At 33.1% G+C, this 15,801-nt stretch carries 12 protein-coding genes; 3 read left to right on the top strand and 9 right to left on the bottom strand.

Translation table 11 applies throughout. The features are described 5' to 3' along the window. Positions 1-74 precede the first annotated feature (74 nt). On the bottom strand, positions 75-311 hold the full coding sequence (locus PRO_RS04745; RefSeq protein WP_011125116.1) for a hypothetical protein: 237 nt from the start codon (positions 309-311) through the stop codon (positions 75-77). A gap of 276 nt (positions 312-587) precedes the next feature. Continuing rightward, positions 588-1,652 (bottom strand): DnaJ domain-containing protein, encoded by a 1,065-nt coding sequence (locus PRO_RS04740; RefSeq protein ID WP_011125115.1) that lies wholly within the window; start codon positions 1,650-1,652, stop codon positions 588-590. A gap of 199 nt (positions 1,653-1,851) precedes the next feature. Between PRO_RS04740 and PRO_RS04735 the strand changes: the two genes are divergently transcribed. Next, complete coding sequence (locus PRO_RS04735) at positions 1,852-2,049, top strand: hypothetical protein (RefSeq protein ID WP_011125114.1); 198 nt, start codon at positions 1,852-1,854, stop codon at positions 2,047-2,049. Here PRO_RS04735 and PRO_RS04730 read toward each other — a convergent pair. Further along, entirely contained in the window at positions 2,046-2,888 is an 843-nt protein-coding gene (locus PRO_RS04730; RefSeq protein WP_011125113.1) for an ATP adenylyltransferase family protein, read from the bottom strand. The genes PRO_RS04735 and PRO_RS04730 overlap by 4 nt on opposite strands. A gap of 535 nt (positions 2,889-3,423) precedes the next feature. Here PRO_RS04730 and PRO_RS04725 point away from each other — a divergent pair. After that, on the top strand, positions 3,424-3,654 hold the full coding sequence (locus tag PRO_RS04725) for a hypothetical protein (RefSeq protein ID WP_011125112.1): 231 nt from the start codon (positions 3,424-3,426) through the stop codon (positions 3,652-3,654). Positions 3,655-3,665: 11 nt separating this feature from the next. On the opposite strand, the gene metH is transcribed toward PRO_RS04725, so the two are convergent. After that, complete coding sequence (metH, locus tag PRO_RS04720) at positions 3,666-7,214, bottom strand: methionine synthase (protein WP_011125111.1); 3,549 nt, start codon at positions 7,212-7,214, stop codon at positions 3,666-3,668. A gap of 30 nt (positions 7,215-7,244) precedes the next feature. Next, positions 7,245-8,159 carry a branched-chain amino acid transaminase gene (locus PRO_RS04715; protein ID WP_011125110.1) on the bottom strand — a complete coding sequence of 305 codons (915 nt, stop codon included), beginning with the start codon at positions 8,157-8,159 and terminating at the stop codon, positions 7,245-7,247. Between the two features lie 74 nt (positions 8,160-8,233). On the opposite strand from PRO_RS04715, the gene cobN reads away from it, so the two are divergent. Next, positions 8,234-11,983: a cobaltochelatase subunit CobN gene (gene cobN, locus PRO_RS04710; RefSeq protein ID WP_011125109.1), complete on the top strand. Its 3,750-nt coding sequence runs from the start codon at positions 8,234-8,236 to the stop codon at positions 11,981-11,983. A 16-nt stretch (positions 11,984-11,999) separates the two neighbouring features. Here cobN and PRO_RS04705 read toward each other — a convergent pair whose 3' ends face one another. The 4 genes from PRO_RS04705 to PRO_RS04690 form a co-directional block, all read right to left on the bottom strand. Continuing rightward, positions 12,000-12,653 (bottom strand): PHP domain-containing protein, encoded by a 654-nt coding sequence (locus PRO_RS04705; protein WP_011125108.1) that lies wholly within the window; start codon positions 12,651-12,653, stop codon positions 12,000-12,002. Positions 12,654-12,657: 4 nt separating this feature from the next. Next, a complete protein-coding gene (hemJ, locus tag PRO_RS04700) occupies positions 12,658-13,224 on the bottom strand; it encodes a protoporphyrinogen oxidase HemJ (protein WP_011125107.1) in 567 nt (188 codons plus the stop codon). Positions 13,225-13,333: 109 nt separating this feature from the next. After that, entirely contained in the window at positions 13,334-15,256 is a 1,923-nt protein-coding gene (gene uvrC, locus PRO_RS04695; protein WP_011125106.1) for an excinuclease ABC subunit UvrC, read from the bottom strand. A gap of 6 nt (positions 15,257-15,262) precedes the next feature. Then, complete coding sequence (locus tag PRO_RS04690) at positions 15,263-15,745, bottom strand: flavin reductase family protein (protein WP_011125105.1); 483 nt, start codon at positions 15,743-15,745, stop codon at positions 15,263-15,265. Between the last annotated feature and the right edge of the window lie 56 nt (positions 15,746-15,801).

Here is a 15,801-nt window from a genome sequence, read left to right as displayed (position 1 = left end):
TATAACATTTGACGGATCAGTAGGCAGGGCTCATAACTAAAGGATTGTGAAAGTACCAGTTGTCTTAGCTGAGTCTATTTATGAGTCTTCCTATGAGTCCCATCTAATACATGTGACATAAAAAGTCGAAGACCTAATAGGTAAGTGGAGGAAGGAAAAATACAAAAGAGAACTGGTGGTGTTTGCGTAACTGCAGTAATGACAGTTACGCATATCTCTAAAGCAAGTCTATGATTGGTTTTTTCAATGCTAACATCTGTATGGACAGAGGTCGAACGCGAAATAGTTAATTTACGATTAAAACTCTCCACTTTTTAATGGCATGAGCTTCTTATAGGCAAAAACATTTAAAATTAAAGAAAAAATCTAAATTGCTTGTCTTATATTAGACTCATTGTTAGTCCTGCAATTGGACTCTAAGTAGACCAATGAGATCTGAGACTCACTTTTCAATACTTTTCTCATAAAAACCAAAATCGAGTAACCAAATTCTCGGAATAATAAATCCTATTGGAATAATGCTCATTGATCCCCTATGAGACTAATAGTAAGACTTGTAATAAGTCTCAATCTAGATTGATTAGACACTAAGTTGGTTTTTTCTTATATAAATCTTTTAATAGTTGATAAGCTTCATTGATCTTGCGCATAATTTCTGTTGAACCTCCAGAATCAGGATGATTTTGTAGTGCCTTTGTTTTATAAGCATCTCTGACTGTAGAAAGTGAAACTGATTTTCCTGCTGTTGTTGGCAAACCTAACAATTTTAGAGCCCCAGTTATAGTCATCGTTGACTCTAAAGTTTGGAAAGAGGTTACATTAGTTCTTCGCTTAAAACTATTAACAAACCGTCTAATCAGTGTTGGGATCCTATTTACTAAAGTGTGAGTAGCAAATGGATCTTCTAGTACGCCTGCCATAACAATTATTATTTCAAAAGATGGATTTTCTTTTTTCCAAAATGGGCACATTTTAGTAATCATTTCACTGGCTGCATGCCAAGTAAAAGGTAGATTCTGAGTATTATCTAAATACGGCCAGATTTCTCTGGCAAACCATATCATCGCTGCCTCAATTACCTCCTCTCTTGGTTTGTTACCATATAATGAAATCCAGTGGGAAAGAGACTCTTTAATACATAATTCGACTTCAGTTTCTTTAATTGTATGTATAATTGAATCATAATTATTATCTATGTTTTTAGACCTTCCTAGACTCTTTTTTAGTTTTTGAGCTCTGCTACTTACAAATCCAGGTAAATTGATATTTGATAATTTAGGGGATGGTTTTTCCTGCAATTTTTGTTCATCATTAGTATAATTGATACTTGGATTATTACCCAAATCTTTTTTCTCTATTATATCTGCATTAATTAAAACTATGGAATTGTCCTCTATATACTCAGTTGTTTGCTCTGCGCTATTATTAGACTCAATTAATTCCTGCTGATATACACCCTTGGTAAATAATTCATTAGTAGTGTGATTATTAATATCATCATTATCATTAAATAATGTGTCTAAAAGTCTCTCTAATACAGCTCCACGCCTTCGTAGTCCCCATTGAGTTTTTAATTCATCAAAACGTTCTATTAACTCAACTGGTAAATCAACTGATATTCGTTTTGATCCTTCTTTGTCAGATGATGGCACTGAAACGAACCGACTTATTTAAGGCTAATTCGCTAAATCCCTTTGTTCAACTCCATTATTTTCTTTTTACATATTGAAAGAGTACTAGATGGATATGTTTTATAGGTTCTTCAAAATCCCTTTGTTGTGTTTTTATGATCAATATCGTTCTCAACTCGCTTTGTTCAATAAATATCTCTATTATTAAAGAAAAATCATTATGTTTATCACTGACTTTTGCAATTCAAATGATTCATCTGCTCAAAGACGTCAGAAAATACATAAGAGAAAATTAGAACTAATGGTTTTCTACAGAGATGCTTTAGAACGTCGAATCTCAGCGTTAACAGCTTCTATTAAGACCTTAGAAGAGCAAATAAATCGAGATAATGAGTTGTCGGCTGATTCAATAAACTAATCAGCTACTACCTCTTCAAGTAATTTGATAGGACCATTCTTATTTAACCAATCATTATTAGATTTATTTGTTCCAAGAAGATATCCAGCAAATGCTAATGCATTTAGACTAAAACCATATGCATATTCCTTTGACCTACGTATTATTCCTATCCAATTGGGAGAGATTAATAAATTGTATGGGTAATTTGGTTTAGTCGAATCATCTGGAGCACCTAACCCTATCCGATCGCAAAGCCTAATATAAGTATTGTGCAAATCATAAGCAGTCTCATTCTTGATTGATCGTTTAGCAGAACATATATTTCTTCTTAGTAGACTACTTTCACATAGATTTATATTTTGATTTCCTTCATACCAACTCTCTAGTGGACATGATATATCTAATATTTTTCTCCTCAAAAGCTGTAAGTGTCTATGATTTTGACTGGCACCTGCTTTTGGACCACTATTAAAAAACCATAAGCCTGAAGTATCCTTTTCGACTGCTTTTAGAGCTTCCCAATCTGTTTGATTTAGCCAGCCATCCTGTGGATACCATTTTCTTGTTATTAATAACATATGACCTATCTGAACTGGATATTTATTTAGTATTAATATGTGATTATTTCCTATTGTATCTATTTGAAGTCGTTTATCCCATGGTCTAAATGGATTCTCCTTAGGCCCAAAGGTTGTAGAAAATTTAAAATTTATTGAACTAACTCTTCTATATTCAAATATTAAATTAGTAGCAGTTGATAAATATTCGAGATTAGTATTTATGGGTTTTAATGAAGAATTTTCTAGTGCATTCTTACTTAAGCTTAGGGACTTTATCCAGTAATTCTCTTGATTCACTTTATTATTCTGATAGTAGATTAATGTTAAAAAATTTATTTTATTTATATCATATTAACAAATTTCGTTTGATAATTATGAATATCATTTGCAATTATATATAAATCTGTGATTTGGCTTACTGGAACTTTATCTAATTTAAGGCCATACATTGCCTAAACAGCTCACTTCTATAGCCAGCCAGGAGCTGAGGTATCCCCAAAGAGCTATTCTTACAAAAAGCATTAAGCAGCCTTAGTAAGGGCCTTTAGGGGCTGAGGACGACTTCTGGAGATGTTTTAAATAATCTAATAGTTCCCACCTTTAGTTTGACTCTTACAGAGTTATAGATCCAATAGACATTATTTAACAAACAAAAAAAATTGATTTCATCTTGGGAGACCTATTCGCCCAAATCTATTCCACTGCAACACTTATCATTAAATCATACGCTTTTACTTTATGTTGAAATGCAAATTCCTGACTGATTCTTCTAAAAAAAGGTTGACGTGATAGGGGGGTGAAGGTTTAAAAATCAATCAGTAATACCTCCTCAATGGATTGGGAGTTCTCTGAAGACGCATCCTTCATCGCCTTATGCGACGCTTTCCGAGAAAGTGGCGAAAGCTCTGCAATTGAATTTCTAGCAAATGGCGAAGGTGAATTTCATTTTCATGAATTGATCCAGAATGCAGCAGGCGAAGGGATAGATCTTAGCGATGCTGAAGAAATGAGTTCCTTTCAAAATGATATTATCCAAATGCTTGAGATCCTTTGCAGCCAATAGTTTTAGCTGTGTCAGGCACTAAAATACTTTGCTTGAGAATGTAATGAAATAATAGCTGTTGTACTTTGTTCAGGAATTAGTTGATCTGACTCATCCATAGAAATTCCAATTCTACTAGCCTGCAGCCAATCTAATTGTTTCTTAGAGTCGCTTACATTTGGACATGCTGGATAACCAAATGAATACCTGCAACCTTGATATCTCTGAGCAAGAATATCTCTTATATTGTCTGGTTCATTAATAACGAATCCACATTCTTGTCTGATATTGGCATGAGAGTATTCGGCTAACGCTTCAGCCAATTGAACTGTCAATCCATGGAAATATAAATAATCTGAATACCTGTCCTCAGCAAATAATACTTGCGCGAATTCAGAGCTAACATTGCCCATAGTCACAGCTTGCATAGGTATATAATCAACTGGAGAATTCTCCTTCAAGGGGTTGTAGAAATCAGAAATGCAATACTTGTTATTTGCTTTTTGTCTGGGAAAGGTAAAACATCCTATTCTTTTCTTACCATCAAAATCAAATATCTCTAAATTATTTCCATTTGATCCACAAGGAAAGTAACCGTATACAAAAGCTGGTGAAATCAAATTATCTTCTTTTATTCTATTTATCCAATGGTTAAGAATAGAAGTAGCCTCTGTATCAATAAATTCCTGGTAGCTTTCCTTAGTTTGATCTTTAGTTTTCTTGAATTGCCATTGTCCGGCAAACAAAGCTCTTTTATCTAGGTAAAACATAAGATTATCTAAATTAATATTATCATCATGTACAATTTTAGAGCCTATAAATGGTGGTGATATAGATATTTCCTCTTTGATAACAGGCGATTTAGATGTAGATAACTTAATGGAGTTAGTTTTTGTAGGTGACGACTTTTCAGCAGCTTCTGATATTGAACAATTGGATTTTTCAAATAATTGTATTCCTGTTGGATTATGATCTAAAAAGCCCTTATAATTGTCCCATTTAGCGTTACTTTTAGCCTTCATATAAGCGTCCATAAAAGTTAAGTCTGTAAAAGCATCCTTGCCATAAATAACTTGACCTTTGTAAACATTATTGCAATCTTGATTGACAAATTTAGGTGTTAGCGCGGCTCCTCCAAGAATTACAGGTATGGATATTAAGTTGTTATTAAGCTCTTGTAAATTGTCCTTCATAAATGCTGTAGATTTGACCAGTAGCCCACTCATAGCTATGCAGTCTGCTTGGAATTTCTTTTGTGCATTTATAATTTCAGATATGTCTTGTTTGATACCTAAATTGATAACATCATAGCCATTATTAGTTAATATGATATCAACTAAGTTCTTTCCAATATCATGTACATCTCCTTTTACAGTAGCAATTATAAATTTACCCTTTGATTGAACAGACTCATTTGTCTCCATGTAAGGCTCGAGAACGGAAACAGCATATTTCATAGTTTCTGCAGATTGAAGAACAAAAGGAAGTTGCATTTTCCCTGAACCAAATAATTCTCCAACTACCTTCATGCCATCTAACAAAAAGTTATTAATTATATCCAAAGCCTTGTAATCATCAAGAGCAACTAATAAATGTTCTCTGAGGTCATTCTTTTCACCATCTATTATGTGCTTTTTAAGTCTCTCTTCTAATGGTAATGATTTAAGCTCATCAGTTCTTTGCTTTAGACTTTGAGATGTAACATCAGAAAACAAAGATGTAAGTTCTGTTAGTGGATCATAAATACATATGTCATCTTTATATAATCTCTTATCATATATCAAATCGATACATACTTTTCGATGTTCTGGTTTAATTTTTTGCGTGGGTAAAATCTTAGCTGGTGAAATAATTGCAGAGTCTAATCCAGCTACTATACATTCCTCCAAAAATACAGAGTTTAAAGTAATTCTAGCAGCTGGGTTAAGTCCAAAACTAACATTAGAAATGCCAAGAGTTATATGTACATGTGGAAATCTCTTTCTTAAAATTGAGATTGCCTTAATTGTTTCACTCGCATTATTTCTATCTTCTTCCAAACCAGTTGATATAGGCAATACTAAAGGATCGTAAAAAATATCAAACTCTGCTATTCCATATTTTGTTGCATCGTTGAAGGATCTTTCTGCTATTTTTATCTTCAAATCTGAGGTTCGTGCCATACCGTTTTCATCTATTGTTCCAATAACAACAGCGGATCCATATTTTTTACATAAATCAAGAACTTTATAGAAACGCTCTGGACCATCCTCATAATTTGTAGAGTTTAAAATACATTTACCACCTGCATTTTTTAAACCACTTTCCATTTTAGTATAATCAGTAGAATCTAACATCAAAGGTAGATTTATATTGGTTACTAATTGTGAAACAACCTTGCTCATATCTTCAACTCCATCTCTACCAACATAGTCTACATTTACATCTAAAACATGCGCCTGCTCCTTCAGTTGATCTTTAGCTACAGCAATCAATCCATCCCAATTGTTTTCATTAAGTAATTCTCTAACTTTTCTTGAACCGCTAGCATTTAGACGTTCTCCTATAATTAATATTGATTGATCCTGATTGTATGAAGTCATTTCATACAGAGATGAAACGCCATAATCCGTATTCTTTTTAAATTCTTTTTGCTCTATTGTATCTATTACTTCTTGAGATAATTTCACTAATTGCTCTATATGTGTTGGACCTGTCCCACAACAACCTCCTATGACTTTTACTCCCAGATCATTTATGAAATGGCTTAATTGCATTTTTAATTCAATAGGAGTTAGTCTATAGTGAGCCTTACCACCAATGTTTTCAGGCAATCCTGCATTAGGTATGCAGGATATCAAGAAAGGTGAGTATTCAGATAAATATTCAATATGCCTTTTCATTTCATGAGGTCCAGTTGCACAATTAAGTCCTAAAATATCAATATTAAAAGGTGCAAGTATATTTACTACAGCTGAAATATCTGTTCCTAAGAGCATTGTACCTGTCGTTTCCATTGTCACAGATACCATAATAGGTAAATATTTATCTTTAATCTCAAAAGCGTTGTTAATTCCAACTAATGCCGATTTAATTTGTAAAACATCTTGACAGGTTTCTAACAATATTAGATCTACTTCACCATCAATTAATGCTTCAATCTGTTCTTGATAAGAAGAAGAAAGTTTATCAAAGCTAATATGACCTAATGTAGGTAGTTTCGTTGTAGGACCAACTGATCCTGCAACAAATCTAGGTTTGTCATCAGTTGAAAATTCCTTGACAATACCTTTTGCCAGTCTTGCAGCTTCAAGATTAATCTCATATGTTTTATCTTGAAGATTATATTCCTCAAGTACTATAGATGTTGCTCCGAAAGTATTAGTTTCAATTACATCGCATCCCACTTCTAAATAACTTCTATGTACATTCCTTACAGCTTGTGGATTCGTTAAAACCAGGTTTTCATTGCATCCCTCGAGTAAGGTACCTCCAAAATCATCCGCTGTTAAATTAAGGGATTGAAGTGACGTGCCCATTGCCCCATCAAAAACCAGTACACTAGATTTAGAGGAATTAATATATGATTTAAAATCTATCATTATGATAATTTATAAATTAAATGTAGATAATTAACTTATTTTTATGGAGGTTATCCAGTTACTAAATTTATCTTCCTTATTTTCTGTTATTGAAATTAGATAATCCCTTAGTTTATTCATTATAGGCAGTTCTGTATTTAATAGGGTAGATTCAATCTGTTTGATTGGTGTTATCTTAGCCGCTGTTCCAGTAAGGAATACTTCATCTGCTATAAACAACTCTGTTTTATCCACTGGCCTTTCAATGACATTAATTCCTAGATAATTAGCTATTTCTATAACACTAGCTCTAGTTATTCCTTCTAGAATATCTTGGTCGGTCCCCGGAGTAATTAGATTTCCATCTCTGACAATGAATAGGTTCATACCACTAGCTTCACTTACTTTGCCTTGTGAATTTAATAATAAAGCTTCATCAAAGCCTGTTAAAACGGCCTCTGTTTTAGCAAGTGAGCTTGTTATATAGGCACCACTAATCTTTCCCCTTAGTGGGAGAGAACAATCTTCTTGCCGTTTCCAGCTACTTATGCGACATGAAACGCCTTCGGGAGATAAGTAATCACCTAATTCCAGTCCGTATATGAAAAAGTCAGTTTCTATATTATGTAGCCTTGGAGCAATGCCTAAATCACTGGTATAAACAAAAGGTCTTATATAAATTGGTTTACTAGGTTTATTGGCTTTGAGCCAAGTTTCTATGCTCTGTAAAATATAGCGCTCACTGAGTTCTGTAAGTAGAAGTTTTGCACTTTGGCTGAGCCTTTTTGCATGCTTATCAGCTCTGAAGAGTAAAAAATTACCATTATCACTTGGATCGGGTATAGCTCTCATACCTCCAAAAGCTGCTGTTCCATAATGAAGTGCATGAGTTGCTATAGATATTTTTGCTTCGTCAAAAGGAACACATTTACCTTTAAACCATGCATATGGGAGAAAATCATGCATTGCTTTGTTGGCTATAGATCAACATTTTCTGTCTTTTCACGCTTCTAGTGACTAGTTAGCTAGATAATAGGCTAATGCATCGAATAGCAAATCTTCCAAGTGAAGAATCTACTGAAAATTTAGCACTCCTTGAGCAACCTCAGGCCCCAGTTCTTTTCCTAACATCTGCAGCCTCAGATATATCTACACTTTCTTATATACTAAACGAGAACAAAAATCATGCGCTAAAAGACAAAATTAGAGCTCTAAAGATAGATTTCTTATTGCATAATGCGCAGGTTGATCATTATTTAACAACAACAGGGTCAAAAGCACAGATAATTGTTGTTAGGTATCTAGGTAGACGATCAGATTGGTCTTATGGCTTCGAACAATTATATTACTGGAGCAAAGAAGATAAGAATAGACATTTAATAATTTTATCTGGGGTAGAAGAACAAGAAACGGAATTAAATAGTATCGGTAATATTACTTTTCCGCTTTCTTTGAAATTAGGAAAGCTCCTGCGAATAGGAGGCTTCTCTAATATGAAAACCTTCCTAGCGATCATATCTAAAATATTGACTTGCGAAATAGTTAATTTTAAGAATATTAAAATAGCTAATATTGATGACCCGTGTCGATGGGAATGGACAGATGTTAAAGGGCCAAAGATAGGCTTAATATTATATAGTTCTATCTTGAATTCTGGAGATAGTAATTTAGCAATTAGTATAATTAAAATTCTCCGACAAAAAGGTTTAAATCCTCGGCCTTTGTGGGTAAGTAGCCTTAAGAAGAAACATGTACAAAGTAAAGTTCTAGATATATATAAAGAGGAGAATGTAAGGTGCGTGCTTACTACAACTAGTTTTGCTTCTGTTAATTTTGATCAGGCTTCAGAAGGTAAGCAAATCTGGGATTTATTAGGTGTACCAGTTATACAAATTCTTTCAAGCAATAAACAAAAGAAAGAATGGAAAGATTCATCTAGAGGCTTGGACCCATTAGATTTATCTTTACAGGTAGTGATGCCGGAACTAGATGGCAGAATTACTACTAAAATAGGAGGTTTTAAAAAAGTAGTCGAACAGAATTTAAATTTGTATTCTCCTGTATATCGAATTAATCCTGATAAGGAAAATATAAAATGGATTGCTGACTATACAAAATCATGGGTGTCATTACAAAAAAAAGATAAGCAAGAAGTAAAAATTATAATAAATTTATCTAATTATCCAATTAAAGATGGAAGAATAGCTAACGGAGTAGGACTCGACTCTCCAGAAAGTATTGTAGTTTTGCTAGAACAGCTTAAATTAAATGGATACTATTTAGGTAACAAACCAATTCCTTCAAATAGTAAGCAACTGATGAAGCTTATTATCAATGGTAGAACAAATTCATTAGAATCTTCAAACAATGAACCTTTAGAATATATCTCATTGGATCAATACTTAAAATTTTGGTCTACTTTTTCGCTTACTGCTAAGCAAAAAATAAAACTTAATTGGAACAAGCCCTCATTGTCAATTGACCTGGAAAAAAAAGGATTTCCTGTAAATGGTATACGTTTCGGAAATATAGCTATTTTAATTCAACCTTCAAGGGGTTATACAGAGGACAATATAAATGACATACATTCACCTACATTAGCTCCACCTCACAGATATATTGCACAATATTTCTGGATATACAAGTTCTTTAAGGCGGATGTAATGATTCATATGGGTAAACATGGAACAGCTGAATGGCTGCCGGGTAAAAGTGTAGGTTTAAGTAGTAGTTGCTTTCCTCAACTCGTTATTCCTCCGATACCATATTTATATCCTTTTATTGTTAATGATCCTGGAGAAGGTTCACAAGCAAAAAGGCGTACACACTCTATTATTGTTGATCATCTAACTCCTCCTTTAGCAAGAGCTGGTTTATCTCAACAATTAATTGATTTAGAGAATCTTTTGGATGAATATTATGAAACTTTATTGTTAGATTCTGACCGTAATAAAATAGTCAAAGAAAAACTAGATTCGATAATAATAAAAGAGAATTTTGATTCAATAATCAGCACCAAAGATAAGTTGAACAATAAAGTAGATAGTATATATGAAAATCTTGATTCATATTTATGTGAACTAAAGGAATCCCAAATTCGAACTGGGCTTCACATATTAGGTAGAATGCCTTCTGATTCTAAGTTAGGGGAATTAACATTAGCGATTGCTATGGCACCAACATTTAATACATCAGGTATTTCTCAATATCTCTCTAGATTATTAAATATCAATATAGATCCATGGGCAGATAATGAAGGTGATAGTATTTCTGAAGTTGATAATAATAGATTATTCGATCTAAACCAATTAAAATTTAGAATAAAAGGAGATTATATAACATGGATAAATAACCAGGCTCAATCTGTAGTCAGTTATTATTTAAGAAAAGCTCTTAATAAGAGAGATATTAATTGTATACCTAACAATCTAATTAATGAACTTAGACCACTATTACTCCCAGGTCCCCTACCTTTAGAAATCTATAAAATAAAGGAATCTTTAATACCCTCAATTCTAAAATCCCCCTCTAATGAGATTAAATCTTTATTTAAAGGCATTAATGGACTCAGAGTTTCTAGCGGGCCTTCTGGTTCTCCTACTAGAGGTAATGTTGAGGTATTACCGACTGGTAAGAATTTCTATAGTGTCGATTTAAGATGTTTGCCAACTCAGTCAGCATGGGATTTAGGTAGAAAAAGTGCTGAACAACTTTGTGAGATTTATTTATTAGAAAAAGGTATACACATGTCTAATTTAGCTATGTCTGTTTGGGCAACATCTACAATGAGAAATGGAGGTGAAGACATTTGTCAATTTCTTTCTTTCCTTGGAATTAGACCGGTATGGGATAACAATACAAAGAAATTAATCGATTTAGAAGTTATACCTCTACAAATTCTTGGCAGACCTAGAGTAGATGTTACTTTAAGAATTTCTGGATTATTTAGAGATGCATTTCCTAATCTGATCGAACTTGTTAATAAAGCATTAGATATGATATTAAATATTGATGAACCATTAGAACTTAATCCACTACTTAAATCTAGCAAAAATGGTGAATATATATCTAGGATATTTGGTTCTTCTCCTGAGGGATATGGAACAGGACTCCAGGAATTGATAAATATAGGTATATGGGAGGAAACCAGTGAATTAGCTAATTGTTATTTGAAATCTAGCCAATGGGAGTACACTAATAGTAAAGAACCAACATTAAACTTAAACGGTTTAAAAGAATCACTTAAAAAAATTCAGGTTGTTCTGCATAGTCAAGATAATCGAGAACATGATTTGTTAGATTCAGATGATTATTATCAATTCCATGGGGGATTATCTGCCGCTGTGAAAGAATTATCAGGAATATGTCCTGATATTTACTTTGGAGATAACTCTCGTAAAAATAAGCCAAGAATACATAAATTAGAAAAGGAGATAGATAAAGTCGTAAGAAGTCGATTATTGAACAACAAATGGATAGAAGGAATGAAGGAGCATGGTTATAAAGGAGCTTTTGAACTTTCTGCAAGTCTAGATTACCTATTTGCTTATGACGCCACAACAGGCTCAGTCCCTAAATGGTGCTACTCATCCATCAGAGAACAATGGCTAGACAATGATTCGACAAAAAACTTTTTGATCGAACAGAATCCTTGGGTACTCAGAGATATATCAGAGAGATTCTTAGAAGCATATAATCGAAAGATGTGGTCTGCTTCAAAATCAGAATTGAACAAAATAAAGAGACTACTGTTGGAAGCTGAAAAAACAATAGAAGAAAGTAATTATTAAATGTTGCAATGAAATTTCAACGCCCTAATAGAGAATATCCATGGGTATCAGTTCCACAAGTCTTTAGTAGATTATTAGCTTTAGCAATGGCAAGTATTGAATCGCATATTAAGGTAGTAGACCTCCATTCTTTCAAAAAGTCGTAGTCATACCAAACTTCGACTCCGTTTATGCCTAAGCTCTTAGCTTCTTTTATTAGTATTTCAAAATTCAGTCTGTAGCGGGCTGGATGAGCAAGTATAGAAATTCCATTGGCTGCTTTTATTGCTTTAATTACTTGTTCAGCTTGTAAATCAGTTCCTCTAGGAGCTTCGCCAGTGATGTAAGGCAAGAGTGACTTTGCATGAGTATCAAAGCCTAGGCCAATAATATGAACTAAACAGCCTTTAAGAAGACAACTTATTTCTATTCCACTCCAAAATGCTGGAATAGATATTGTATTTTGATTTGAACTTATCCATTCGGAGATAATTGCATATGCGTTGATATTATGGTGATCTGTAACAGCTAAATGTTTCAATTTTAATTTTGAAGCTTGGACTATTAAATCAATTGGATTCATACTTCCATCACTTAGTGTACTGTGACAATGAAAATTGATATGTCTTGGACAACTATTATGATCTATTGATGAAATAGTAGCGAACATAGGATGATTATTTAAAATCATATTCTTATATTTGTTTCTCTTTATTAATCCTCCTAAACCTCGCATACAATTGAATACTTAATGCCATGAATATGACTAAGAAAACAATAAGCCATGTTGCAGCACTTGTAGGGAAATTATTCTTAAAAACTACTAACATTACAACTATCACAAGAAATAATGTAGGCAATTCATTTAATATTCTTAGCTGTTGACCTGACCATTTGCACTCTCCCTTGGCCAGAGAGGACATTAATCGGTAACAAAATATATGATAAATGAGTAGCAAAAAAACAAAGAATAGTTTAACCTGCATCCAAGTTTGCTCAAGCCAGCTTGGGTTATAGATAAGTAAACCTATAGCCATTGATACTGCTAGTATCATTCCTGGTGTAGTAATAATATTTGCGAGGCGTCTTTCCATTAATGAATATTGATTAACAAAGGCAAATTTAATATCACTCTCAAGCTCATCTGCCTCGACATGATAGATAAAAAGTCGAACAAGATAAAAAAGTCCTGCAAACCATACAACTACTCCAATAATATGAAGTGTCTTTAACCATAAGTAAGACTCTGCTGGTAAGCTCATCCCAAGTAAATATATGAATATAAGATACTCATATTAGTCTTTATTGTCACTATTTATACTTTCTTAGAGGGAAAATATTTATGATTTAATAAAATTAAAAATCATCAAACTACTTATTGAAGTAATTCCATATATGTTCTGCTAATTCTCTTCCAACGCCAGGCGCTGAAGCTATTTCTTCTTTTCTAGCCATTTTTATAGCTTGAACTGAATTAAAGTGTAATAGCAAAGCCTTAATTCTTTTAGGTCCGATTCCCGGTATTTCTGTTAGTTCTGTCCTTCTCATTCCTAATGTTCGCCGTTTCCTGTGAAAAGTTACCGCAAATCTATGAGCTTCATCCCTCAATCTTCTTAGTAACAATAATCCATTATCATCGTTATTACATTTAAGAGGCTTGTTATTACCGGGTATGAAAATATCCTCATTCTTTTTAGCTAGTGAACATAATTTTATATCCTCTGATAAATTAAGTTTCTCAAGAGCCTTTAATGCAATATTTAATTGTCCCTTACCGCCATCAATCATAACTAGATCTGGGAAGTCTGCTAATGTCGAAGGATCTAATATACTGGATTTATAATTTCTTATATCTGATAGATTTACTCCCTTTTCTTTATATTTTGACCATCTAGAGAACCTCCTGGTAATTAACTCATAAATTGATAAGTAATCATCGCTGTGACCTAATTTAATAGTCTCATCCTTAATTATAAACTTCCTATAATGATGCTTAGCTGGCATGCCTTCCACAAATACAACTTGAGAGCCAACAGCATCTGATCCCTGGATATGGCTAATATCATACCCTTCTATACGTCGTGGTTTAAAAGGTAAATCTAATAATTCAGCTAATTCTTCTAAAGCTAAATTTGCCTTTTCAACTCCCTTCGATAACTTTGTAAGTTCTAACTCAGCATTCTTTTTTACTAGACTTACCATATTCGCTTTCTTGCTTATCTTTGGTATCTTAATATTAACTTTAGATCCCTTCATCTCGCTCAGCCACTCTGATATAACCTCAATTTTCTCTATTTGATTGTCTAACAAAATTTCTTTTGGAATAACTACTGGATCTAATTGACTATAATGCTCTTCAATCACCTTTTGAATTATATTTTCTTTATTTGTTTTAATTGAATCAGCAGTAAAAGCTAATCTGGCAATTAGTTTTCCAGCTCTTATTTGAAATAGCTGTATTGATGTATTAGAATCATTACTTGCGTGTGCAATAACATCTCGATTAATAGAAGAATCAGGTTCAGTGATCTTTTGAGTTTGTGAAAATGTATTCAAACCAGACAATTGATTTTTAATTTTTAGAGCCTCCTCGTATTTCATTTCTTTTGAATAAATATGCATTTTCTCTTCAAGTAATTTCTTCAATTCAGAAGTTCTCCCTTGGATAATCATTTCAACTTTTTTTATAACAGTTCGATAATCAGAGGAAGATATGATTTTTTGACAAACTCCAGGGCATCTACCAATTGAATAATTTAAACATGTCTTATCCTTATATAATGGTCTTTGCCTTTGTCTTAATGGGAATATCTTCTTTATTAAGAAAAGAGTATTTCTCAGAGAAGTAACATCGACATATGGACCATAATATCTGTCCTTATCTGCTCTATTTCTTCTTCTTCGAACAATTAATATGCGAGGATAATCTTCACTCCATGTAATACATAGATATGGATACTTCTTATCATCTTTCAACAAGATATTATAGTGAGGTTGATTTGACTTTATTAAGTTTGATTCTAAGTTTAAAGCCTCTAACTCATTATCTGTAACTATAAAATCTATTAAACTTACTTGTTTTAGCATCAAGCTATTTTTGGGATTATTATCATTCCTTCTTCTGAAATAAGATTTTACTCTAGAGTTAAGGTTAATTGATTTACCAATATAAATAATGTTATCCTCATTGTCTTTCATTAGATAACAGCCAGGTGCTTTTGGAATATTATCTAAAGTAGTTTTTAATCTAGTTGGGTCTAATATTAAAGGTAAATTGTCATTTAAAGATCTCAAATGTGTTTAACCTCCGTAAGACCATCCAGTTGAAGATAAGTTGAGTGATTCAGAATCCTTAATTAATTTAGCTGAAACTACCTCTGCTACAAAAACAGAATGATCTCCATGTTCTACGGCGCCTACAACTGAACATTCCAGTCCTCCAATGGCATCTTCAAGAACAGGCAATCCAAGTTCTCCAAATTGATAAGTTGTAGATTCAAACCTTCCGCCCAAGCCCTCCTGTGGTTTAAAGAAAACTGCTGCTAAATCTTTCTGATCTGATCGAAGAACATTTAAACAGAAATTATTTGTTCTTTTGATGATGGCATGACTCGATCCATCCGATCGAACTGCCATAACAACTAAAGGAGGGGCAAATGATCCTTGGGTAACCCAACTTGCTGTGAAGCCATTAATAACGTCTCCTTCACGGACCGTACAAATAAAGAGACCATGAGGTATCTTTCTGAGAAGAACCTTTTTTGCTTCTAAATCAAGTGGCATAAAAAGAGTACAAGCTCTACAACTCTAATCACTTCCCCAAAAAATAAGACCATCCT

This window comes from Prochlorococcus marinus subsp. marinus str. CCMP1375, from assembly GCF_000007925.1.
GTDB lineage: Bacteria > Cyanobacteriota > Cyanobacteriia > PCC-6307 > Cyanobiaceae > Prochlorococcus_E > Prochlorococcus_E marinus.
This window is presented reverse-complemented; position numbering and strand designations above follow the sequence as displayed.